Annotated in this window: 18 protein-coding genes and 1 pseudogene; 12 read left to right on the top strand and 7 right to left on the bottom strand. The window is 46.1% G+C overall.

Features of this window, described 5'->3' with window-relative positions:
* Positions 1-106 precede the first annotated feature (106 nt).
* The 7 genes from E5S67_RS25415 to E5S67_RS25385 all read left to right on the top strand — a co-directional run bounded on the left by E5S67_RS25415 (position 107) and on the right by E5S67_RS25385 (position 6,130).
* Positions 107-610, top strand: a complete 504-nt coding sequence (locus tag E5S67_RS25415) for a hypothetical protein (protein ID WP_172191246.1) — start codon at positions 107-109, stop codon at positions 608-610.
* 93 nt (positions 611-703) lie between these two features.
* Positions 704-1,006: a hypothetical protein gene (locus tag E5S67_RS25410; protein ID WP_172191244.1), complete on the top strand. Its 303-nt coding sequence runs from the start codon at positions 704-706 to the stop codon at positions 1,004-1,006.
* A 241-nt stretch (positions 1,007-1,247) separates the two neighbouring features.
* On the top strand, positions 1,248-2,486 hold the full coding sequence (locus E5S67_RS25405; RefSeq protein ID WP_172191242.1) for an IS110 family transposase: 1,239 nt from the start codon (positions 1,248-1,250) through the stop codon (positions 2,484-2,486).
* A 210-nt stretch (positions 2,487-2,696) separates the two neighbouring features.
* Complete coding sequence (locus tag E5S67_RS25400) at positions 2,697-2,951, top strand: hypothetical protein (protein WP_172191240.1); 255 nt, start codon at positions 2,697-2,699, stop codon at positions 2,949-2,951.
* Positions 2,944-3,252: a type II toxin-antitoxin system RelE family toxin gene (locus E5S67_RS25395; protein WP_172191238.1), complete on the top strand. Its 309-nt coding sequence runs from the start codon at positions 2,944-2,946 to the stop codon at positions 3,250-3,252. Before E5S67_RS25400 ends, E5S67_RS25395 begins: the two co-directional genes overlap by 8 nt.
* Before the next feature lie 169 nt (positions 3,253-3,421).
* Positions 3,422-4,855 carry a branched-chain amino acid ABC transporter substrate-binding protein gene (locus tag E5S67_RS25390; protein ID WP_343045302.1) on the top strand — a complete coding sequence of 478 codons (1,434 nt, stop codon included), beginning with the start codon at positions 3,422-3,424 and terminating at the stop codon, positions 4,853-4,855.
* A gap of 99 nt (positions 4,856-4,954) precedes the next feature.
* A complete protein-coding gene (locus tag E5S67_RS25385) occupies positions 4,955-6,130 on the top strand; it encodes a branched-chain amino acid ABC transporter permease (RefSeq protein WP_246276983.1) in 1,176 nt (391 codons plus the stop codon).
* Between the two features lie 91 nt (positions 6,131-6,221).
* Here E5S67_RS25385 and E5S67_RS25380 read toward each other — a convergent pair whose 3' ends face one another.
* Positions 6,222-6,782, bottom strand: coding sequence for a prolyl hydroxylase family protein (locus E5S67_RS25380; protein ID WP_172191234.1), 561 nt, complete (start codon positions 6,780-6,782; stop codon positions 6,222-6,224).
* A 99-nt stretch (positions 6,783-6,881) separates the two neighbouring features.
* Positions 6,882-7,443: pseudogene (locus E5S67_RS25375) on the bottom strand (Uma2 family endonuclease).
* Positions 7,444-7,693: 250 nt separating this feature from the next.
* On the opposite strand from E5S67_RS25375, the gene E5S67_RS25370 reads away from it, so the two are divergent.
* From E5S67_RS25370 to E5S67_RS25360, 3 genes are all read left to right on the top strand, one after another.
* The gene (locus tag E5S67_RS25370) at positions 7,694-9,259 is read left to right on the top strand and encodes an ABC transporter permease subunit (protein WP_172191232.1); all 1,566 of its coding nucleotides are present in this window, start codon (positions 7,694-7,696) and stop codon (positions 9,257-9,259) included.
* Between the two features lie 149 nt (positions 9,260-9,408).
* Positions 9,409-10,224 (top strand): class I SAM-dependent methyltransferase, encoded by an 816-nt coding sequence (locus tag E5S67_RS25365; RefSeq protein ID WP_246276982.1) that lies wholly within the window; start codon positions 9,409-9,411, stop codon positions 10,222-10,224.
* Between the two features lie 83 nt (positions 10,225-10,307).
* A complete protein-coding gene (locus E5S67_RS25360; RefSeq protein WP_172191228.1) occupies positions 10,308-11,087 on the top strand; it encodes an ABC transporter ATP-binding protein in 780 nt (259 codons plus the stop codon).
* 239 nt (positions 11,088-11,326) lie between these two features.
* On the opposite strand, the gene E5S67_RS25355 is transcribed toward E5S67_RS25360, so the two are convergent.
* Positions 11,327-12,163 (bottom strand): PEP-CTERM sorting domain-containing protein, encoded by an 837-nt coding sequence (locus E5S67_RS25355; RefSeq protein ID WP_172191226.1) that lies wholly within the window; start codon positions 12,161-12,163, stop codon positions 11,327-11,329.
* A 317-nt stretch (positions 12,164-12,480) separates the two neighbouring features.
* Between E5S67_RS25355 and E5S67_RS25350 the strand changes: the two genes are divergently transcribed.
* The gene (locus E5S67_RS25350) at positions 12,481-13,188 is read left to right on the top strand and encodes an ABC transporter ATP-binding protein (protein WP_006631855.1); all 708 of its coding nucleotides are present in this window, start codon (positions 12,481-12,483) and stop codon (positions 13,186-13,188) included.
* Positions 13,189-13,266: 78 nt separating this feature from the next.
* Here the strand turns inward: E5S67_RS25350 and E5S67_RS25345 are convergent, their stop codons facing one another.
* The 3 genes from E5S67_RS25345 to E5S67_RS25335 all read right to left on the bottom strand — a co-directional run bounded on the left by E5S67_RS25345 (position 13,267) and on the right by E5S67_RS25335 (position 21,655).
* Positions 13,267-18,762 (bottom strand): response regulator, encoded by a 5,496-nt coding sequence (locus E5S67_RS25345; RefSeq protein ID WP_172191224.1) that lies wholly within the window; start codon positions 18,760-18,762, stop codon positions 13,267-13,269.
* 549 nt (positions 18,763-19,311) lie between these two features.
* Positions 19,312-20,754 carry a hypothetical protein gene (locus E5S67_RS25340; protein WP_172191222.1) on the bottom strand — a complete coding sequence of 481 codons (1,443 nt, stop codon included), beginning with the start codon at positions 20,752-20,754 and terminating at the stop codon, positions 19,312-19,314.
* Positions 20,755-21,373: 619 nt separating this feature from the next.
* On the bottom strand, positions 21,374-21,655 hold the full coding sequence (locus E5S67_RS25335) for a hypothetical protein (protein WP_172191220.1): 282 nt from the start codon (positions 21,653-21,655) through the stop codon (positions 21,374-21,376).
* Between the two features lie 55 nt (positions 21,656-21,710).
* Here E5S67_RS25335 and E5S67_RS25330 point away from each other — a divergent pair, with 55 nt between their 5' ends.
* The gene (locus E5S67_RS25330; RefSeq protein WP_172191218.1) at positions 21,711-22,202 is read left to right on the top strand and encodes a hypothetical protein; all 492 of its coding nucleotides are present in this window, start codon (positions 21,711-21,713) and stop codon (positions 22,200-22,202) included.
* 236 nt (positions 22,203-22,438) lie between these two features.
* Here E5S67_RS25330 and hemB read toward each other — a convergent pair whose 3' ends face one another.
* The gene (gene hemB / locus E5S67_RS25325) at positions 22,439-23,272 is read right to left on the bottom strand and encodes a porphobilinogen synthase (RefSeq protein WP_216670709.1); all 834 of its coding nucleotides are present in this window, start codon (positions 23,270-23,272) and stop codon (positions 22,439-22,441) included.
* Between the last annotated feature and the right edge of the window lie 89 nt (positions 23,273-23,361).

The raw sequence follows: 23,361 nt of genomic DNA, 5'->3' as shown, positions 1-23,361 counted from the left end.
CAGAGGATTTGCTATCAAAAAGCTATCAAAATGCCATCAAAAAGCTATCAGCCCGCCGAATAGATCCGACGAAGTGTCGGACTCATCCTAGTTAGTTTTTAAAACCATGTCTCATACTTTCACCTACAGGCATTCCGATTTGCCCGCGTTTCGTCCTGAAATCAAAGCGGAAATTGTAGCCCTGGGGCTGCACGCCGACGACTTGATTCTAAAGAGTCAGGGCAACTACAAAGAGTTGGAAGAACTCGCTGAAACGCTCAGCAATTGCTTAAATACTTGCGAGCTAAACCTTCAATCAATCCGAATAATTCCCGACGACAGCCCGCAACCCACCGCTATCAGCTTGCAAGACTTGCCGATCGAACAAAAGCAACTTATTTATTCTTGTTCGAGAACCAATTCAATCTTGCTGAATTTGCTCAGTGAAATTGTTGGCGAACCTCCCGAAGAATTAGCCCGCGACATAGCAATACAAGCATCTATCCATCAAAAACCTGTGGGGGCAGATGAAATAGAGGAGTTCATCAAAAACGTAATGATGCCGCTCGTTCAACAGACTAAAGAAAATTGTCATGCCACAGGTCATTACGTTTTCAAAGTAATCAGCTAAGCAATAGTAAAAAGCGGTCAATTCATAACTTTAACCGCTCGCATGTCCGAGCTATCTTGACTCTTTCTCACAGTGCCCATCTACCAATCTATCATGGAAACTCAATCCCAAACTAAACCGATTGCCGAGCTAATCGAATCGGCAAAACAGCAATTCGGCGACTTTAGCGAAGTTCAAAAACAAGAAATATTTCTCTGCATCAAGGAAGCCAAAGCGCGGGGACTGCTGCGCAAACAGCCGCGCGACAGGTGTTTAAGCCACTACGTCAACGCGGCTAATTACTTGCTGCGAGTTTACTCAACGGAGGATTTCGGGCGCGCGCTGACTCAAAACCTCGATTACGTATACGTGTACGTCGCTTTAGTTAGTACCAATTCGATCCTTACAACCGCCTGAGGATGGCCGCCTCGACTCAGCGGTCGAAACTCCCCCTTATTAATGGGGAGTCGCGGGACGAGTCCTCGGACGAGTGGCGCTTTAAAGACGAAATTAGCTTAATTGCTATTGCTCTTTCGTAAGCGCCAGCCTGCATCAAACCGGACATAATAACGAGCCTTAATCAGTGAAGTAAGCTTAATTGCTTTTGGGAGATTCGTAGGCTCTCTTGTCCTTTCAACTGTCACTCTCCCTAAACTAGATGAAATATTTGATCGTCGGCATTGACGTTTCTCGGTCGTCAGTCGCCGCGTGTTTTATGCTGGAAAAACCCAGCAACCCCCGTGATGACTACTTCGACGCCGATATCGAGGTGTATCAAGCGAACATTGAAAATTTGAATAAATTAAAGGCAAAAATAGAAAGCTTCAACGCTGATAAAATTATTGCCATCTGCGAACCGACCGGGATGAATTACGCCCGGTTGTGGATGAACAAGTTAGGCGACTGGGGCTGCGAAGTGCGGATGATTTCTAACAGCAAGCTCCCCAACTACAGGGCGGAGTTGATGCAAAAGGAAGGAAAGAGCGGGGCTAAAACTGACGATATCGACGCTTTTGCGATCGCCTGCTGGTACTTCGACAAAGGGCCCGACAGCTACCTCAAAATCCGCGACCCATTAGTGAGTCACATCAAACACGTTTGTTTGCGGTTGGAACACCTCAACCGGGTACAAAGTCCAATCGTAAATCGAATGAGGCAAGAATTAGCTTGGCAGTGCCCGGAAATTGCTTCAGTCAAATCGGCAAAACTGCAAGAAGAATTGCCGCCGCTGCTGTGGGGCTGGCTGGCCGGTCGCCGCAAATCCAAAAAGTACGATCGCGTTTTGGAAGGGACAATCGGCTCCGGCATTGAGCCGCAAACTAAATGGGCAGCCAAGCAATACTGCGAAATTGAGGAGGAAATCTTCAAGCTCAAAAAGCAGTTAGTCGAGCTCATTGACAGTCCGCAGTTTGAAGAGTACCGCCGGATTTTTACTAAATTCGGATTTGGCTATCAACTCCAGGGCTACTTGTTGGGAGCAATTTACCCGATCGAAGACTTCCTCAAAGACGGTCAGCCGGAAGTCAAGCTTCGCAAGAACCGCCAGACAGGGAAAGAATCGAAACTCAAACTTTCGGAGCGCCGCTTCATGCGAGCCGTCGGCATGGGTGTTGTGAGGGAAGACAGCGGTCAGAAAAAGAAGGGCAAACAGTCAGGCAGCGCGCTGTGCAGAAAAGCGCTGTGGCAGTGGTGTTTCACTCGCCTAGAAGTGAGTCGAAACAATCCGCCGCTGAAATTTGTTTACGGTCAGGGTAAAGATGCCGAGCAAATGTCGCCGGCGGAAAACTTGAAACGGCGCAAAAAAGGCGGCACCCCGGTCAAGCTAGCCCGCCAGCGGGTGATTGCCCGGTGCATCCGCGAACTGTTTAAAGAGCTGTGCGGCATTGTCAAAATCTAAAATCTAAAATCTAAAATCTAAAAAACCCGCAGGAGCAATCTGTCTGCGGGCTTCTCAATCACCCCAAAAATGTCTACAGTGAAAGAGCATCGTTAGTTGTGACAAGTCGTGCGTGTTTCCGATGGATCGCCGGCGATCGATCTGAAACACGCAATAGAATTATTGATAAGATTCAGAGGATTCAGAGGAGCTAGATTTAGAGGTCATCTTATGTCGCCGATAAAAAAACGGCTTTTAGAAGCGATCGAACGGACTCCTGAATCGATTTTAGAGCAAACCCTGACATTCCTGGAATTCTTGACCAGTCGGACACAGGCTGGGATCGTCCCAAACTTTGACTCAGATTTTGATTCAGACACCGACTCCAACGACCAAATCCTCGCTGACCTGAAAGCCTCCTTCCACCAAGCCAAAGTGGGACAAACCTCCCCCATCAAGCAACTCTGGGACGGCATCAATGTCTGATATGCCAGTCCAACTCAAATTCACGGCACTCTTCAAACGTCGCCTCAAGGGACTCGCTAAAAAGTATCGCCAAATTCAAACGGATGTTCAGCCCGTCCTCGATGAGATTATCCAAGGAAACTTTATCGGAAACCAGATTGCAGGAACCCAATACACCGTTTACAAAGTCCGGGCTAAAAACAGTGATGCCCAAATTGGTAAGAGCGGTGGCTATCGTTTGATCGATCGAGTTGAATCACCGACTCAGGTTGTTTTATACCTGATTTACTCTTCATCAGAACCAGCAAACGTCTCGGCCTAGGAAATCCAAACTGCGATCGCACAATACCAAGCAGAACCAGGCGAATAAGACATTTTTCAAGTCTAAACTTTGGATATCGCCGACATTGATATCACAACATATGGCCCAAGTCCCGACCTTCTTGTGGCAGCAGTGTATATTTGAGAGTTGACACAAATTTTTTAAACTTGTGCTAACTCTTGACTACATACTCACTAAAGTGAAAAATATGCAAAAACGCCAGCAACAAACCAACCAAGCTATGAACTTTTCCCAGAAGTCAGGGGGCAAAAGTCCCACACCCACAAAAACCAACCCAACACAAAATCTCAACACTGGGGGGCTGCGGACATTACTCCTCGCCGCCGGGATAGCATCTCTGTGCGCTAGCTGTCAAAATCCTCCAGCACCCACCGCCACAACTACCGGAGCCAGTCCCGGAACCAGTCCCGCAGCCACTCCCGTCGCAGTCAGCAGCCCCGGAGACCCAAATACCGTCAAAATAGTCTCCATGCTCCCGATGACGGGTAGCGCCTTGGGTCAATCTCAAACAATGGTCAACGGCATCAAACAAGCACTTGCCGAAACCGACTCCAAAGCTTGCGACGGCAAAATCAAAATCGAATACGAAGTGCTCGACGATGCCACCGCCGCCGCCGGCAAATGGGACCCGGGTCAAGTAACCTCCAACTCGAACAAAGCCGTTGCTGACGGTTCGGTAGTTGCCGCCATCGGTCACTATAACTCCGGTGCCGCCAAACTTTCCATTCCCGTGCTCAACCAAGCTAACATCGTCATGATCAGTCCGGCCAACACTTATCCGGGACTGACTAAACCAGGAAAAGGCGAAGCCAAAGAACCCAACGTTTATTATCCCGCAGGCACTCGCAATTTCACCCGCGTTGTCCCCGCTGACGACCTTCAAGGTGCTGTAGCTGGCAACTGGGCAAAATCTTTAGGCGTGCAAAAAGTCTACATTCTCGACGACCAAGAACTCTACGGCAAAGGCATCGCTGATGTTTTTGAAGCAACTTCTAAAAAGTTGGGAATTCAAGTCCTCGGAAGAGAGGGAATTGATATTAAAGCTAGCGACTACAAGGCGTTAATGAATAAGATCAAAGCTTTAAATCCCGACCTGATTTACTTCGGCGGCACTACTCAGAGCAACGCCGGACAAATAATTAAAGACATCAGAAATGTCGGGATGACGGCTGATACAGTCAAGTTCATGGGGCCGGACGGCATTAAAGATCAAGCTTTAATCGATGCCGGAGGCAAAGATGCCGAAGGAGTTTTTGCTACTTTTGGCGGCTTGCCTCCTCAAGAATTGACTGGTGTGGGTGCGAAGTGGTACGAAAGTTACAAGGCAAAATATAATGCTGAACCGGAAGCTTATGCAGCATACGCTTATGAAGCTGCTAAAGTTGCGATCGGCGCAATTAATAAAGTTTGCAAAAATGACCGCGCTGCTATCCGCGAAGCTGTCTTGGCAACTAAAGACTTTAACGGCGTCCTTGGCACTTGGAGTTTTGACACCAACGGCGACACGAGCTTGACTACAATGTCAGGAAATGTTGTTAAAGGCGGTAAGTGGGAGTTCGTGAATGCGCTCAAGACGGAATAATTAGTCAGAAGGAAGAAGGAAGTTCGGCAACTGATTTTATAACGGATGTAACGGATGTAACGGATATCGGGAAGAAGGAAGAAGGGATAATAAAAAATTATGCCTTTTTCCTTCTCCCTCCGATGTCCCATAGCCGATGCCCAATTCCCAATTCCCAATTCCCAATTCCCAATTCTCAATTCCCAATTACTCAAAAACATGAAGAACTGGAAAAGTATTCTCTTATATCTAGGTGTAGTTTATATAGTTTTGTTGTTAGGCCCGATCGCAGGATTTGATTTGCCGAAAATTTTAGGAGAAATAGCCAGCAGTCCTGAAGTTTTGATTCAACAATTGTTAGTGGGTTTGGTCAACGGGGCGCTGATTGCAATTATTGCTTTGGGTTACACGATGGTTTACGGCATTATTGAGTTAATCAATTTTGCTCACGGCGATTTGTATATGTTGGGTGCTTTTGCTTCCCTAACTGTGTTCGGGGCTTTTGGCATTCAAGACGGCGCGCCTTTAGGTATTGCTATACCGGTGATGTTAGTCGGTTTAATTGTATGTTCGGTGTTTTGTGCTGGACTGAATATTGTTGTCGAAAAGTATGCTTATCGACCTTTGCGAAATGCTCCCCGTTTGGCTCCTTTAATTTCAGCAATTGGAGTTTCTTTTATTTTCCAAAATATGGGGTTATTTTGGGGAGGATTGAAAGCTTTTATTCCGGTGATGGGTTCTAACTCGGCAGCTCCGAAAAGTTTTCCCGATTTGTTGCCGCGAGTTGATATTCTCAAGTTTTTGGGAATTCAAACGAGTATTGTATTTACTACGAAAGATTTAATTGTGTTGGTGGTGGCTGTGGTATTGATGGTTTTGCTTCATCTGTTTGTCCAGTACACTCGTCTGGGAAAGGCGATGCGGGCAACTGCTCAAAGCCGCGATGCTGCTAAAATTATGGGGATTAATGTAGATCAGATTATTGCTCTGACTTTTTTGATTGGTGGAGCTTTGGCGGGTTCGGCTGGAATTCTGGTTGGTCTGTACAACAATACTATTGTTTTTACGATGGGGTTTACGGCTGGTTTGAGGGCTTTTACGGCGGCGGTTTTGGGGGGAATTGGCAATATTGTCGGGGCGATGTTGGGAGGCGTTTTGATTGGGTTGCTTTCGTCTTTGAGCGATCAGTATTTGTCGAGCCGCTGGACTAATGCTTGGGTGTTTGGGGTTTTGGTGGTGATTTTGGCTTTTCGGCCTGGGGGTTTGTTGGGAGAAAATGTTCAGGAGAAGGTTTGAAATTGCCGGGTTGAAAAAATGGCAAAAAATACTTACCATAATAATATAAGAACTGCCTTATAAAAGAATGGGTAGATAATTAAATTCGATGCTACTTCCCTTCTAATCTTTCATAGATAACATCGGTACGCATCGCGTACTTCGTACCAGTTCTGACTGTACATCCTTCGTGCGTGAGTTTGTGTTGGAAAATCACGGTCATACCAGTTTTGGGGACTACGGTATGTTCGAGTTGTTCGGTGAAGCGAGTTTCTCCCCCCTCGAAATCAGCGTTGAGGTACACGAGAACGCTGTGAAGAGTCACCTGAGAATCACTTGGACAATACCAATGATCCATGTGAGGCGCAAATCGCTGACCCGATCGATAGCGATACATCCTCAGACGTTCGTTCAAGCCCACTAGAACAAAGTTACCCATGCGCGAGGGAATGTGGGGACGAAGCCTCCGAAACAAATCTGCGGAAATTTCCGGGTCGTCCCTAATGACGCGATCCTGGTCGCGGAACATCGGATTATTTGTCGCGATCGCCGGTGCAGATGCTTCAATCAGAGAAATCAGGCGATCGCACTCCTTGGAACTATAAACGTTTTCTACGACCCACAGGAAGCATTCGGACTCGAATCGAAACGGTACGTCAGTATGAATATTCATGGCTGCTGGATATGTAGTTTTTCGTCAACATGATTCGATCGCGATCGGCGACGAATAATAAATCAAGCGCGAGATCGTTTTACGTTTTAGTTTTACCTTTTAAATATTCCCTGGTTTGAGCCAGCCAAAAACTTCGCCTAAAGTCAACGGCATTTCCGGCATCAAATTGGGCATCGGAAGTATATCTGTTGGTTCTTGCAGTGAAATCGGCTGCTGCCTTGCGGGATAGGCTAAAATGTTTTTTTCATCCGGATCGAGCAACCACCCCATCTGGCAACAGGCATTCAAACAGTGCAAAATATTGTTTGTAACTTTGGTTTGGAGACAAAATTTCTATTGTCCAGTCTGGGTGAGCATTAAATGTATTGGCAATTTCGCCGTCAGCGTCTAGGGGAATGCGATTCCAAACAAAAATCGCGACATCCGGAACAATAGAACGTCCGCCAAAGGTGCAGCGAAGTTCTGGTAGGGCTAGGGCAATTTGCGGTTTCTCTGCGATGTCGTTGGCGACTGTTACAAGTCTGCCTTGTAGTTTGCTGTGTTTTCCTTGCGGCATAGGTTTTTGGACGATCGCACCTTTGATGTATTCGCTAGCGGGTTTGGTTTCTGGGAGTTGCAAAAACTCGTCCAGGGTGATAGTTTTTTGAGGTGCTTGTACCATATAGCGATCGCCCGTTTGAAGTGTGTTGCGGTAACAGTTCCAGTATATTTGAAGTTTCGTCACTTTTGGTGCAATAATCGAACTCAAAAGACTCTAAACTGTAGCTAGCCCGATCGAGCGTTTCCACGATAAGCAGTCGCTCACATTCATTGAGGCAGAATTTGGCACGGCCCGCGTCAGTCGCATCTATAACTGCGATTCCTAGCATTCTTTCATCTAACTACTGACTAATGACTAATAACTTCTTCCTATGTCAAAAAAAATAATTAATGCGATCAAATCGAGCGGTATTTTAGGGGCGATCGGCTCTTTGACTGTTCTGTTATTCGGCGGTTGGAGTGGCACGGTGATCGGCTGGCTGATGGGTACGGCGGCGGGCTTTATGAGCTGTCAGGAGCCAAAGGTTTACAGCCCGAAAATGGGTGCGACTATCGGCAGTATAGCGGGATTGGGATTGGGAGTTTGGCTGTTAGTTGCGAGTGTGGTAGAAGGGGTTTTGATTAGACCTTTTTCTGGGCAATCGGCTGTGGCTTTGCCGACTACGCTGCTGTACGGGATTTGCAGTTTGACGATCGCAATTCTAACAGCTACGTTAATGGGTGCTTTGCAGGGTTTGCAGGGGGAACGCCAGCGGCTGGCAACTCTGGTGACATTAGCTTTTATTCTAATTCTGTTTCCCTTTATCGACATTCAAGCTCAAACTGGCTGGATTGCTACTGTAGTACAGATTCAAATCTTTATTATGCTGGCGCTGGGTTTGAATATTACGGTGGGTTTTGCGGGTTTGTTGGATTTAGGATATGCGGCATTTTTTGCGATCGGCGCTTACACGACGGCTTTGCTATCTTCTGGACAGGTAAATATTGCTTGGAACTTTTGGGTGGTACTGCCGATCGCCGCTGGTGTAGCTGCGATCGCGGGCGTAATCCTGGGTATTCCCACACTGCGGCTCAAGGGCGATTATTTGGCGATCGTTACCCTCGGTTTTGGCGAAATTATCCCGGTTGTCTTTAGGAATTTAACGGCGATTCGGATTGACGAACCAGTCTCGAAGATTGTTGCTTCATTGTTGGGGAAACCCGAGTTGGTGCTGTGTCTGGTTGGGTGCGATCGACCTTTTAACCTCACCGGCGGCGAAGCGGGAATAAACCCGATCGGGCGTCCATCTCTCCCCATCGTCGGCACTTTCAGCACTGGCAACTACTTTCCCTGGTACTACCTAATTTTGCTGCTAGTTGTCTTCGCTTACTTCATGATTTCGCGGCTGCGAGATTCCCGCTTGGGTAGGGCGTGGAATGCCATGCGCGAAGATGAATTAGCGGCTAGTGCGATGGGGATTAACCTGGTCAAAACCAAACTTTCGGCTTTTGCGATGGGAGCGACGTTTTCAGGGTTTGCAGGCGCGTTTTACGCCGCCTATATCAGCGCGATTTTTCCCAGCGTTTTCGATTTCTCGGTGTCGGTAATCATCCTGTGTATGGTGATTTTAGGCGGTTTGGGCAACATGACCGGGGTAATTTTGGGCGCTATCATTATCATGTCTGCCGATCGACTTTATCTGCCACAATTAGCGCAAGTCCTCAAGGGTTTCCTGAATACTTTTGTACTCCCCAGGATTGCAATTCCCCAGTTGCAAGAGTTTCTGGCCACCAGTTTAGACCCGATTCAAATGCGCTTATTTCTATTCGGCCTAACTCTTGTTGTCATGATGATCGTGCGGCCGGAGGGGCTGATTCCTGATAAGATCCACCAAGCTGAACTGCATTCGGATGCTGAAGCCAGCAATGAGTCTTTAGCAGATGCGAGAAGTCAATAAATAGGTAAGGACAAAAAAACATAGTATTTTGTAGGTGGGTTTAGCTAAAAATATAGGGTGCCATGCCAGGAACTTTATGAGTGTAAAACCCTCCTCTTCATCTAATGTTTATTTGTAACCAACTACTTAGTAAGGGTGAAAGATTAGCCATGAATAATGTAACTGGTACTGCTTTTATCGTTGCGGAATTTAGAGCAGAAGAGAACGAAGAGGCAATTCCTCTTTACACTGATAATGTAGTAAAAATCTGGCTGAATGAGGAAACAGAAAAAATAGCTAGCCAGATAGCTCAAAACTCTCCCGCCGCTAAAGAAATGGTTAAGCTGCGGACTAAATATTTTGATGATGTTTTGTCAAACCAAATTTTAGGAGGTTGCAAGCAAGTAGTTATTTTAGGTTCTGGCTTGGATACTCGCGCCGCTAGAATTAATGGAGAAAAAGTAACTTATTTTGAAATAGACGACCGCGCGACTATTCAATTAAAAGAAGAAGCTCTCAAAGCTAACAAAGTTACTGCCAATGTTCGCTACATTCCCGGCGATTACGTAAAAGACGGTTTAATCTCCTTGCTGAAACAGAGTGAATTTGATTTCGCTCGACCGACATATTTCTTGTGGGAAGGCAACACTACCTTGCTTGACAAAAAAGATGTAATATTTGTATTAGAACAAATTCGTGACAATTGTCATAATTTCCGATTGTCCTTTGATTATATGTCGGAAAAGGTAATTTTGAGAACCACGGGCTACCAAGATCTCAATGATTACATAGATAAATACGAAAGTATTTATGCACCCTGGATTACTGGGTTTGAAAAGATTGCAACTTTGGCTGACGAACTCCATCTCAAAGTTATTGAAAACTTTTCGACTGCCGATTTACACGCACAGTATCGCCCCAGCCGTTCGCTAGAATCTAATCTTTTTAAGTTCTATTTTGTCTGTACGTTAGAGAATATGTCCTAAAATCTCCCAAATTGATTCGCGTGCGTGAAAGCTCGCGAGCATCACGCTCACACTACTCTAAAATATTAGGAAACACAACCAAAATGTCATTATTAGAAGCACAGCAACTTACAATGCGATTCGGCGGTTTGACTGCCGTCAACAAGGTCAGTTTAACTTTGGAGAAAGGCGCTATCGCTAGTTTAATTGGTCCTAACGGTGCGGGCAAAACAACATTTTTTAATATGCTTACGGGCATCTATAAACCGAGTGCAGGTCAGTTGCTCCTGGAACAGAAGAATATCACTGGTTTACCGCCCGATCGCCTGACAACTTTCGGCATTGCTAGAACTTTTCAAAATATCCGCTTGTTTAACAACATGACTGTGCTAGATAATGTTTTAGTAGGTAGACACTGCCGATTAAAAACAGGTTTGTTGGGCGCAATCCTTCGCACTCCGGCTGTGATTTTGGAGGAACGGGAAGGTAAGAAAAAAGCCTTGAGTATGCTGGATTTTGTCGGTTTAGGTGCTTCTAAAGCGCCGGAGTTGGCAAAAAATCTTTCCTACGGCGACCAGCGGAGATTGGAAATTGCGCGGGCTTTGGCTTCCGATCCGAAAGTGTTGCTTTTGGACGAACCGACGGCAGGGATGAACCCGAACGAAACGGCTGATTTAACTCGCTTTATTTACCGGATTCGCGATGAGTTGGATTTGAGTATTTTGCTGATTGAACATGATATGAAGGTGGTTATGGGAATTAGCGATCGCGTGAGTGTTATGGAGTACGGTACTAAAATTGCTGAGGGAACTCCTGCCGAAGTTCGCGCCGATCCTCGTGTGATTGAGGCCTATTTGGGAAAAGAAGAAGATGGACATGGATAATCGGTATTGTATGCCGACAGATAAGTGAGGTGCGCAGTGCGAACCCTACGAAAAAATGATAGAATGTCCGGCAAATTAACCGCAATAAAATTAGGGGCGGGTTTGACAAAAAATCTGTCATTCCTATCGATAATATTTATCAACCCGCCCCGGACGACAGCCTTTTATAACGAGCAATTCAACGGAAAAGATATGAGGTGCGCAATGTACACCCTACGAATTGATTTTCGGGAATTTTCCTAAACTTTTGATTTGAATTGAGACAATTTATTATTGAGTTTCCGCCCCCTGACAAACAATCCTAAAAATATTGCAGTACCTAATACTGCGCTCGGTTCGGGAACTGCTTCTGCTTCTGCCTCTGCGATATTATTCTTAATTTCTACTAACTTTAAGCTAGTAGCGCTGCCGAATGTCCGCGAATACACCCCAGAAGTATACAGGAGGCTTGTTGCTGCACTTCCTTCAGCCATTAAATTAAAATTAATGGCTGTGGGGTTAAAGCTGTTGCTAGCAAACCCCTTCAAATAAAAGCCACTAGAAGAGTCTAAACCGCTGGCAAGTTGAAAAGAGTCTAACAGAATGTTAGTAACAGTGTTAATCAACCAGAAAGATATACTGCCATTCGCGCTGGCGCGTTCGGATTGGCGGTTGTCAACTGATGTTAAAAGATATAAAAATGTCTGGAAATTGAAGGAAAAAGTTTCTTCGGCATCAATGTCGAAGTCGCCGAACACTGCTGCTTGACTTTGGGCTAAACCGGAATAGTTATTGCCGTCACCTTGCACTTTATTTTGCGATAGATTTGCAGCCAGCAATTCGTGACAGTTAGATATAAAAACTGCCTCAGCAGTCGCCTCGCTAATAACTGAACCGCTCTTAGCTATTGTCTGAGTGTAAGTGTTAGTAGATGTACCTCTATCAGTCGGTCTGTGACTGAAGTTGTCAATGGTTACTGCTGCTGCAGAACCTGCGATTATTGCAGCACTGCTAGGGCCAATGCCTACAGTCAAGCTGGTTACTAAAGGAGTTGCTAATAAAAATGCGATCGCTCCGGTACTGTGATTTAATTTCATGGTAAATGTCCTGAAATTTGAAAATTTTTAAATGCTTTTATTGGTAAATTGTAGCGGTTGGTTGCGCTTACCTATTAATACTACCTATTTACTTAGAGATTTTTGTAAAGCTACTGTCAAGAAAGCTTGTGTTTAAGTAAAAATTATGTAAAGTTGGTCGCCACAGCTACTAAAAATACATTCTATGGGAGCTAGGGCTGGTGTTAATCTAAGTAAAATTACTGCTTACTCTAAAAAAGGTTAACTTTAAATAAATGCAATAAATATTTATAATTAGCCGGGATAATATAATAAAGCACAAAGCAGAAAGAGTAATTATGTTGGAAATTAAAGACATTCACACCTACTACGGAAATATCCACGCTCTCAAAGGAGTATCGCTAACAGTCTCGCAGGGAGAAGTTGTGACATTAATCGGCAGCAACGGGGCAGGGAAAACAACAACTCTCCGCACGATTCAAGGACTGTTGCGCCCGCGCCAAGGCACTGTATTATTTGAGGGAAAGCCTTTAGAAGCACTATCTACAGAGGCGATCGTCCGTTTGGGGATTTCTCAAAGTCCGGAAGGGAGGCTAATTTTTCCGCGAATGACGGTGCAAGAAAACCTAGAGATGGGTGCTTATCTTCGTAACGATACTCTCGGTATCAAGTCCGATATGGAAAAAGCATTAAATTTATTTCCCCGTTTGCGAGAAAGAATTAGTCAAAAAGGGGGAACTCTCAGCGGCGGCGAACAGCAAATGTTGGCGATCGCCCGGGCTTTGATGTCGCGCCCCCGCTTGTTATTATTGGACGAGCCGAGTATGGGATTGGCACCGATGTTAGTCAGTCAAATTTTTGCGATCGTCCGCGATATTAATGCTGAAGGAACAACTATTTTACTGGTGGAGCAAAACGCCCGCATGGCTTTAAGTGTAGCCCACCGCGGCTATGTCATCCAAACAGGTCAGGTTGTAGTCGCCGGTACTGCTAGCGATTTGCAGTCAAATGAAACTGTTCGCAAAGCGTATTTAGGCGAAAGTTAAATAGCTATTCTGGTAATCGGTAATCGGTAATCGGTAACGGCAATTCCCAATTGGCAATTACCAATTACCAATTAGCAATTACCCCATTTGCGATCGCAACTTCCCCGTTTCCAATTCCGTCTCAAAAGCCGCCCGCACCTTTTCCCACTCCACTTGGGCTTCCAACAGGCGATCGCGCGCCGTACTCACATCAAAAACCTGTTCCCCTCCCGACTCAACCGCCAAGCGACCCATATACTCCAACTCCTTGCAAACTTCTGAAAAAGACACGGCTCCTAAATTGGCGCTGCTCGACTTCAGCGTGTGAGAAGCGATTTTCAAACTATCAGCATCGCCGAGAAAAATAGCCTCCTTAATTGTTTCTAAATGCTGCGGTGCGTCTAACAAATATATCTTAATCAGCTCCCCCAAAAAATCCGGGTCTTCCTCATCGTCTAGCTCGCGGAGATTGTGCAAAACATGAAAATCAATCGGCGAATCTGCTCCCGGTTTGACGCTCGAATATCCAGCAGCATCACTGTCAAGTCCATCGGAAATATCTGGATTTTTCGGCTCAGTAACGGCATCCAATTCATTCCGATCCAGAGGTGAGCACTTGCTCAAGGCGATCGCCAACTCTTCCCGGCGCACTGGCTTAGTAATATAATCGTCCATACCTGCTTCCAGACACTTTTCGCGATCGCCCTGCATCGCATTAGCAGTCATCGCAATAATTCTCGGCTTCTTGTTAGCAGGCCATTCCTGACAAATGCGGCGCGTCGCTTCCAACCCGTCCATGTTCGGCATTTGCACATCCATCAGCACAACATCGTAAGATTGCCGCTTCAGGGCCTCCAAAACCTCCAACCCATTAGCAGCAATATCAGCCCGATATCCTATCCTGTCTAGCAAATGCGTAGCGACTTTTTGATTCACCACATTGTCCTCGGCCAGCAAAATCCGAATCTGACTAGAATTAGCTGCATCCTGTCCGGCTGAATTGGTAACAATCTGCCTCAAAACAGCCGGCGTCCGCTGCACGCGGTGCTGTTCTTGAGATTTTTCAAAATACTTCAATCCCGAAGTCAAAGTCACAACATTTGAAACTTCTCCCTTGCTGCTTTTTCCGGTAACATATCCAAAAACTTGCAGCAACACATTATAAAACTGTGACTGTTTTAGAGGCTTAGTTAAAAAAGCCGAAAAATGTACTTCTGTAGTTTCAAGTTTTTTCCAAACTTCCGCCTTGCTTAAATAAGTAAACAGCACCAAAGGTAGCGCAACTTTGCGAGGGTTTTTAACTTGGATGGCATTCGGATTTAGGTCGTCGCCGCCAGACAAATTGCTCAGCTCAAATTTCCGAATCTGCACAGCCAAAGCCACACCGTCCATATCTGGTAGATTCATCGCCAAAATAGCTAAATCGAGCGCCGAGTTTTGTTTGATGATTTCCAAAGCCTCAGCACCGGAAGTTACAGCCACCGGTATCATTCCCCAAGACTCTGCCTGCCGGCTCAAAACTTGCCGATTAATGGCATGATGCTCGACAATTAACAAGTGCTTACCAGCGGCAAATTCCGGCCTTTTTTCCTCAGTCAGGATTTCATTAGCTTCAGCAATAACCGTGAAATAAAAAATCGAACCCGAACCCGATATCGACGGGGAAGTAAATTCTGCAGGCGACCTGCCAGCGGTACTTTGTCCGATCGCAGAAACTGCCGCTTGAGACTTAGAACTTCCCGGACAAACTTGGCTGACCACCCACATTGTACCCCCCATCAGATCGCTCAAACGCTGGCTGATAGCCAGTCCCAAACCCGTCCCGCCGTAATGTCGCGTTGTCGAAGCATCCACTTGCGAAAAAGCTTTAAACAGGCGATCGATCCGGTCTGGCGGAATGCCAATTCCCGTATCTTGGACAGCAAATTGAATCTCGTATTGTCTGCTATCTGCCAATCGTCTCTGGTTAATTACTAACGGTTGCGGCTCTAGAATATTGATTATTTCCGGCGAACTCTTAGCAGCTACCTGCTCAATTTTTCTAGCCGTACAGCAGACGACAATTTCTCCAGATTCTGTAAACTTAACTGCATTTCCTAGTAGATTTACCAAGATTTGGCGCAGCCTAGTGACATCTCCTAAAATGTTTTTCGGAACAGAACTGTCAATAAAGTAAGCCAGCTCTAAACCTTTTTCTGATGCTCTCGGAGCCAGCAATTCCAGAGATTCTTCTATACAGTTTTGCAGATCGAAGGGGCTGCGTTCCAAATCCATTTTTCCCGATTCAATCTTGGAAAAGTCTAAGATATCGTTAATAATAGTCAGCAAAGCATCGCCGCTGGTGCGAATTGTCTCTACAAAATCCCGCTGTTCTGGAGTTAGATCCATATCGAGCAACAAACCCGTCATCCCGATTACCGCATTCATCGGAGTGCGGATTTCGTGACTCATAGTCGCTAAAAATTCGCTCTTAGCTCTGTTAGCAACTTCCGCCGCTTGTCGCGCTTGATCCAAAGCTTCATTTTGCTCGGCCAACTGTCGCTGTCGCTGAACTTCCGTTTCTAAAAGTTGTGCTTGAGCTAACGTAATTCCGACTTGAGCGGCAACATCTTCTAACAGTTCAATTTCGTCGGAATTCCACTGGCGAGTGGCATCGCACTGGTGCAAAGTAATAATTCCATTCGGTTCTCCTTGATAGGAAGTGCGCACCGCCAACATAGATTTTAATCCGATGCGACGGCACATCGGCCCCGAAGATTCGAGCAAAGGATCGGCAAACACATCAGGAGATGCCAGGGCTATATCTTCAGCGAGGAGTTTTTCTGTGTAGGGGTTATAAGTGACAGAAAGTTCTAAATCTAAAGCAGATTCGTGACCTGGTTCTAAGTATTCCGCGACGCAAGGAAGGTGCGGATAAGGTTGGGAAAGATAGGTGTGAATTGTACAGCGATTGACGCCAAATACGCGACCGATTTGGGTGGCGGTAGTCTGAAAAATTTCTTGAGTATCTAAAGTCGATCGCACTTTTTGAGTAATTTGTTTGAGTAGTAAAACGCGCTGGTACTGACCTTGCAAAGTTCGCTCTCGCTCTTCGCGGGCAATTTCCGCGCCGATATAATTGCCCATCAACTTTAAAATTTCAAAATTTAGCGGTTTTAAAGGAGATTTAGTAGTGCGGGAAGTAAAGCTCAAAGTGCCAAAAATTCGCCCTTGCACTATTACCCTCGTCCCCACAAAAGCCTCCAACTTGCGCACGCTGTAAGCGGGGTGGTTGCGCCACGGAGTAGTGCCGGCTGATTCGACAGAAATAGGTTCGCTCGATCGCAAAACCTCTCGCTCGAAGGTTCTGCTCAAAGCAAAACCGTCTCCTTTAGCAAATCCAAAGGGAAAATCTTCCGGTACATAAGCCGCGATCACTTCGTAGCGATCGCCCAAAACCCTGCCCAACAGCCCGATATCCATCCCAAACTGACTGCAACCCATTGCCAGCAACCGGATCGTTCGATCGTCAAAAGAGCCTTCCGAACTCACCATTACCTCGTAGAGCGATCGAATTGCCCGCTCGCTTTCCCGCAGATCCTCAACCCCTTCGACGCGGTTGCAGACATCGTGCAAAGTCCCTAAAATTCCCGCTATTTCGCCTTGGGAATTCCGCCGGACTTGGGCAAATATTTCTACTGAAATAAAGCCCGAATTACTGTGAATTCCCAAGGAGTTTTTCCCCGGCTCTGACTTGCACTTAAATCGCAGTTCTCGTCGTTCAAATTCCGACTTGCCCGACAGCAAAGACTCCAATAAATTTGCACATTGCGCGCGCTCATCTGGATGCACCCAATCTAAAAAATTAGTTTGCAAACTTTCGGAAACCGAAAAACTCGTAATTTCCGTCCAAGCGCGGTTGAGAAATGTCCAAACCCCTGCCGCATCTATCTGGAAAATTACTGTTGCTTTCAAAGAGTCAAATAGTTGGAATTGCTCCTGATTATGAGCGCGGTTTGTGAGTTCTAACTGCTTGTTTGCAGTAATATCTGTATGAGTTCCTACTACCCGCAGCGGTTTGCCCGTAGCGCCGCGCAAAACTTGACCCCGGTTCAGCACCCAGAGAGTGCTGCCGTCTTTACAGTACATCCGATATTCTGCTGAAAAATCCGGTGTCTTTTGGGCGAAGTGCTCTTCTAAAGCTGCCTTTACGGAGTCAATATCATCTCGGTGGATGCGACTCCACCATTCCGATCGGCGATTCGAGATTTCCCCTTCTTGGTAGCCCAGCATTTCTTGCCACCGCGCCGAATAAAAAAACTCATCTGTTTCGAGATTCCAGTCCCAGATCCCCTGATTGTTGACTGCAGGGGGGAGATTTTGCCGCTCTACGAAACTGTTGTGAGAAATTTCAGCCGCGACGTGGCTATTTGCTGCCCTCCCCTGTATTTCTGCTGAGAGTCTTTTGTATTGAGCGTTGCTAGATTCTAGCTGGCGCTGCAAAGCGATTAAGCCAGAATGAAGAGATTTTGAATCCAGCGCTTGTAAAAGGATAGTTTTAGGATTGACAATCCCGATCGGGTGGTTGCTTTCGTTGAGGACTAATAAAGGCAACTGGCAGTAGTTTTTTTGCAGCAGGGCGACGGCAGCTTCGAGGGTAGAGTGCGATCGCACCAGCGGTGGCGAACTGCTGCAAATCGCTCCCGCTTTAATTTTGTTGGAGTCTCTTCCCAGTGCCTGCAACTGCACGATGTCTCGCGAACTTACCACGCCAACCAGTTTGTGAATGTTGGGATTTGTAAATTTGGGATTTTGAGCAGCACCAGTCGAGTGTTGTTCGGGGGTTTCAGTGATTAATACATAGCTAACATTGTGTCTGAACATCAGTTGCGCCAAATAGCGAACCGAAGAAGTAGCAGGAGCGTGAATAATTCGCGAGGCTGCGATTTGAGGGATTTGATAAAGTTTAATTAAACTCGCGGGCAGCTCTAATTTCGGATGCTGAATTGGCAGCGGCGGAGGGAACGCGAAAGCCGCAGGTGGCGAAGCGCTGCTAATTGCTTTTTGTGTCGATTCCCCAATTCCCTGCAACATTTGCACCAAGCTTTGAGAGCTAATTATACCGACAAGTTCTTCAGTGTCGCTGACGATAGGCAAATGGCCGATCTGATTTTTCTCCAGCAGATTTACTAAGGCAAAAAAGTCGGGAATTTCAGATTCTCGGGCTACAGTTACGGTTCTGATCATGATTTGCTCGATCGCAAATCCCCTCAAAGCAGCGCCGATCGAATTTAGCTGTACGACATCTCGCGTTGTAAAAATCCCTAGCACTGTCTGGCCGCCCGCATAGGGAGCTTTTGAGCCGTTGAGACCCAGCCCGTTGCCTCCTGCCTGTACCGCACGCGGTACGCCGTTGTAGAAACCCGACTGTTCCCGCGATTGTGGGGAAGTCCCGTTCGTGGGATTTCCGAATTGAGAATTCCCGCGCGGTTCTACCACGAGGACGTAACTGGCTCCTGTGCTGCTCATCAGCTCGATCGCCTTTTCTACGGGCGTCTCAGGGGTGACTGTGAGGGGATTGCGGTTGATGACCTGACTGAGGGAGGGAATAAACATCAGGGGGCATAAAAGTGATATTTGTTGGAAACAGCCGATCGCGAGCAGCAGGTTAATTGAGAGGCTTTGCCCGCGAGATTTCCCAGCGCGCTCAAAGTTTCTGTACGATTAGACTCACTCCTACTTCCAGCATCTTGGCATTGAAAATTAATTCCGTGCCAATTCCTGATAATTGGCCGGTTCTGACTTTCAGAACCAATGCTATCTGCCAGAGGGCGGACATGAAGGCTGGCGGGCAATTCCTCGCTTAGCGTAACTGCTGCGGGTTTACGAGCAAGAATTTCTGCGATTGTCTAGACTGCACCTTACTTTCTCGCCCTCAACGGAACTCTTGCTCGGATTCTGTTTGAGGCAAGATACCTGCACGCTACCAATTTACCAGCGACAGGAGGGGAATCACAACATGACGATTTAGGTATTGCTACTGTGCAATTAGGGGTTCTAGGGTTTGAGGGTTCGAGGGTTCGAGGGCTAAACAGGCAGAAAATAAATAATTCCGATCATAACTAATTGTATCTTATCCCAATTATGACCCCGAGGATTTGAGCTTCAATTCTGGCGATCGAACTTGATGAGAATAGCGCTGTTCCCCGCCACCGCAAAACTCGCATTGCCACCCTTCAGCGTTAAGCTACCAACAACCTCATCCATTTTGTTAGAACTGAACTCCCGCACCGTGCCCTTACCGGCTTTTATCAGAGCCGAAATATCTGCATTTACTGTGTAAGATTTGGCTCGATCGTTGACAACAAGCAAGTAAACATTCTTGCTAGCATCGAGAGTTGCAACTGCCATTAGATCTGAACTGTTAGGGATAGGAAAAAAGGTAGCTTTCCCGCCCTGCAAACCCCTAATTCCCATCCGCAAAGCATAGTAGCCTGCGCGCCGTTTTGCCCCGTCCCCTAGCAAACCTTCCACCACTGCGGGCTTGCCCCAGTCGTACAAACAGAATATGTGACTGCCGTAAATATAATTATCCCCCGGTTGGGAACCTCGAATCAAATTCTTAATCAAATTTAAAGCTAAAGATAAATTGCCGTAGCTAATGTTGTAAGTTCCCCATTCTCCGACCCAAAACTGCGAGTTAGCGCGGACAGTACCGTTCATCCAGCCGCGCACTTTGCGGGTGTAGTTAGAAATATCTGCATCGTAGTTGTGGACATTGACTGTATTGAAATAATTCGGTATTTCCTGCAAAGCACTAGCCGGCCAATTGCTGCCACCTACGGTTTTCGGGCCGTGGATGCGGTAAGTGCGATCGGGCAAATAAGTTTTGTAAACAAAGTCGATCGCATCTTTTGCCACTTTAACCAACTCAAAATAGTCAGCCATAGTCCCGCCCCAACCCTGAGCGCGATTGTCCGGTTCGTTGTGAATTTCCCAATCATCAACGGCGTAATCATTGCGAACATTCAGCCAATAAACCGTAGCAAAAACGTGTTCCCACCACTCGTTCCAATCTTCTTTTGGGCGCGGCGGATTCAGTTGCAGCGCCCAACTCGGCTTCCAGTTATTATCAACATTCCGAATACTCACAACCGGGCGAATATTTGCTTGTTTGAGACTATTAAAAATAGTCCGGGCATTGCCTTGCCAAACTATACCAGGTTTTCCCGACCACCAATAATCGCTACCCTGAGGCGGATCGGTCATAATCCGATCCCAATGCGCCCAATTAATTATATTGGGATTTGCCTTAATTTGGGATATTTCCGGCCACCCGTATTTACCATCATCGTCTTCGGGTTCCCATCGGGACATCCCGCCGTAAATGCGGTAGGTATTAATTCCCAAATCTTGCAAATCTTTGATGTCGAAATTGATATTGCCCTCGACTGCACCGATGTAGCGAGTGCTAACACCCGCAGCATTGGCGGAAATTTTAATTGTTTCGATGTTTTGAGAAAAAATTGTCGTTGCGCTGAACAACGCTAGGCTGAGAGCAATTAAAAGAGCTAGAAACAAATTCCGAATTCTAGTTTTTGATAACACTTGATTATTAACTACTAATTTAGGTTATTTTATGGCAGAGGTAAAGAGATCCCTCGCTAATCTAACTCTACGGGCGATCGAGTTTGTTAGCTGTTGTAATAAAAAAGCATTAACTATTATACCAATTTCAATAATTAATACATAAAGTAAAATAGCACGGGTAGCAGTCAAAAGTGAAGGTTCATCTCGAACAACCACAGTAAAATATTTGGGTATAACAATTAACCCTACTATAAATTGCGTTAAATATCTGGCGGGGTGACAACGCCGCCGGAAACCCAGACAGGGGTCATATTTGATCGACTTGTGTTAAAAAAAATAGGTCAAACTAAAGTTACATTCGACCTATCAAAATATATGTTACCTAAATTCTATCAGACTCACTTTCAAAGACAACAATCCCGCTCTCAGTTTTTAGTTCTAGAAATAGTGCTTAACCTCCAGCCCTGTCAAGGTAGGTCTTAAAATCTCTCTAATAGTCTAGGTATTGGGAATTCAGGCTTGAGGCTTTAAAAATTTTTACTCTATTAACCAGCCCTGTCAAGGTGGTGAAGAAGACCCTCAAACCCTTGAAATATCGAAGGCTGCGATCGTTAAATCTTCTTCTTTTAACAGGTGATTAAGAATAAACTAGGTTGATTGCCGATCGCCAGCCGATAGGATGAGGTAAAGCCGGTCGATCGCACCCATACGCTATGAGGGCAGTGTGCACCCACAAACTACCAGATTTCAAATCGTTTGAGGGAGTTATAGACCAGGCTCGGAAGTCACGCCAGACAGGGCGGGTCATCAGCGTCAAGCCGATCGCATTTGCCGCATAACCGCAGCGTGAACCATCCCTAAATTGCGCGCTGCGGTTATGCGGCGATGTTTTTTGAGCACGGATTATATCTAGTGTCATTGTCGGACAACTTGACAGTGACGGACTCAACGACAGAACCGTCAACACTGCGGCGTTGTGGGAAAAAGGCGCAGACGGTCAATACAAACTCACCAACCTAGGCACCTTTGGGGCAGAACAAGCCATTGCGCGCGACATCAACGATGCCGGTCAAATCATCGGTCAGACTACCGGCGGCACAGGCGCCACAGCCACAAGCTCGCCATTCTTGTTGCAGAACGGTGAAAAAATCAACCTCGGCAGCCTTGGCGGTACAACCGATGCCGCCGCTGGCATCAACAAATTCGGTCAAGTAGTCGGCGTTTCCCAAAATTCAACAGGTCAAAACCGCGCTTTTGTCTGGAACAACGGTGTAATCAAAGACTTGAACAATCTGACACTCACAAATCCGACATGGGGCGGCTCGAACGTGACATTAACTAACGCTACGGGCATCAATAACTTCGGCGATATTTCTGCCTACGGAAGTTACACCTACAGAGATGCCAAGGGCGCGACCTTAACAGGAACCCGCGCTTATCTGTTGAAGGCGATTCCGACAACTTAAATTAGTTGAAACCGATATCTTGCACTCCTGGCAATAGTCCGGCAGGGGTTTCAACCCCTGCCTCAAAGCTTAAGTCCTCGCGTATAGGACTAAAGAGAGGAGATTTATTTGGCTGTTCAGTCGTCTAAAGACGACTTTAGCTATGAGGCGGGGGTTTCAACCCCCGACGGCCTAGGGACGAGGAAATACCTAAAATTTGCGTTAATCTGCGTGCATCTGCGGTAAAAAAAACTCCCTTATTTCAACATCAAAGCAACTTCCTTAGCAAAATAAGTCAAAATCATATCGGCACCAGCTCGTTTGATACTCGTCAAACTCTCCAAAATTATCCGCTTTTCATCAATCCAACCCAACTGTGCAGCAGCTTTTACCATTGCGTATTCGCCACTGACATTATAAGCAGCTACGGGCAAATTAGTTGCTTCGCGCACTTGGCAGATAATATCCAGATAAGCCAAAGCAGGTTTTACCATCACAATATCTGCACCTTCTGCGATATCCAAAGCAACTTCTTTCAGTGCTTCTCGTGCATTAGCAGCATCCATTTGATAAGTCTTTTTGTCTCCAAATTTTGGGGCAGAATCGAGGGCATCTCGAAACGGGCCATAATAAGCAGAGGCATATTTTGCTGAATAAGCCAGGATTGCTGTATCGATGTATCCTGCCGCATCTAAGGCTTTGCGAATTGCCCCGATTCTGCCGTCCATCATGTCGGAAGGTGCTACCATATCCGCACCGGCGGCAGCTTGAGAAACTGCCATTTTTACTAAAACTTCTACAGTTGGATCGTTGAGAATTTTACCAGTTTCGTCAACTAAACCGTCGTGTCCGTGAGTGGTGAAAGGGTCGAGGGCTACATCGGTAATTACTACTATTTCGGAAATGTTTTGTTTGATGGCTTTGACTGTTTGTTGCACCAATCCTTCTGGGTTGTAGCTTTCGGTTCCGGTGTCATCTTTTTTGCTGTCTGAGATGACTGGGAAAAGGGCGATCGCATTAATTCCTAACTCCCAACATTCAGCTATTTCTTTTAGCAATAAATCCAAGGAATAGCGATAACAACCCGGCATATAGCAATCCTAAATCATTATCAAGACTATGATACAATTATATGCAATACTTGATTGTGACAATAAAAAATGAATAACTTACAACTGCA

It is taken from the genome of Microcoleus asticus IPMA8, from assembly GCF_013179805.1.
GTDB lineage: Bacteria > Cyanobacteriota > Cyanobacteriia > Cyanobacteriales > Microcoleaceae > Microcoleus > Microcoleus asticus.
This window is presented reverse-complemented; position numbering and strand designations above follow the sequence as displayed.

Bases quoted from the DNA above. Each gene is read 5' to 3' on its own strand.
- E5S67_RS25380 (WP_172191234.1), bottom strand. From the start codon at position 6,782: ATGAATATTCATACTGACGTACCGTTTCGATTCGAGTCCGAATGCTTC.
- E5S67_RS25355 (WP_172191226.1), bottom strand. From the start codon at position 12,163: ATGAAATTAAATCACAGTACCGGAGCGATCGCATTTTTATTAGCAACT.
- E5S67_RS25365 (WP_246276982.1), top strand. From the start codon at position 9,409: ATGAATAATGTAACTGGTACTGCTTTTATCGTTGCGGAATTTAGAGCA.
- E5S67_RS25370 (WP_172191232.1), top strand. From the start codon at position 7,694: ATGTCAAAAAAAATAATTAATGCGATCAAATCGAGCGGTATTTTAGGG.
- E5S67_RS25335 (WP_172191220.1), bottom strand. From the start codon at position 21,655: ATGACACTAGATATAATCCGTGCTCAAAAAACATCGCCGCATAACCGC.
- hemB (WP_216670709.1), bottom strand. From the start codon at position 23,272: ATGCCGGGTTGTTATCGCTATTCCTTGGATTTATTGCTAAAAGAAATA.
- E5S67_RS25400 (WP_172191240.1), top strand. From the start codon at position 2,697: ATGTCGCCGATAAAAAAACGGCTTTTAGAAGCGATCGAACGGACTCCT.
- E5S67_RS25345 (WP_172191224.1), bottom strand. From the start codon at position 18,762: ATGTTTATTCCCTCCCTCAGTCAGGTCATCAACCGCAATCCCCTCACA.
- E5S67_RS25415 (WP_172191246.1), top strand. From the start codon at position 107: ATGTCTCATACTTTCACCTACAGGCATTCCGATTTGCCCGCGTTTCGT.
- E5S67_RS25385 (WP_246276983.1), top strand. From the start codon at position 4,955: ATGCCTTTTTCCTTCTCCCTCCGATGTCCCATAGCCGATGCCCAATTC.
- E5S67_RS25350 (WP_006631855.1), top strand. From the start codon at position 12,481: ATGTTGGAAATTAAAGACATTCACACCTACTACGGAAATATCCACGCT.
- E5S67_RS25410 (WP_172191244.1), top strand. From the start codon at position 704: ATGGAAACTCAATCCCAAACTAAACCGATTGCCGAGCTAATCGAATCG.
- E5S67_RS25395 (WP_172191238.1), top strand. From the start codon at position 2,944: ATGTCTGATATGCCAGTCCAACTCAAATTCACGGCACTCTTCAAACGT.
- E5S67_RS25360 (WP_172191228.1), top strand. From the start codon at position 10,308: ATGTCATTATTAGAAGCACAGCAACTTACAATGCGATTCGGCGGTTTG.
- E5S67_RS25405 (WP_172191242.1), top strand. From the start codon at position 1,248: ATGAAATATTTGATCGTCGGCATTGACGTTTCTCGGTCGTCAGTCGCC.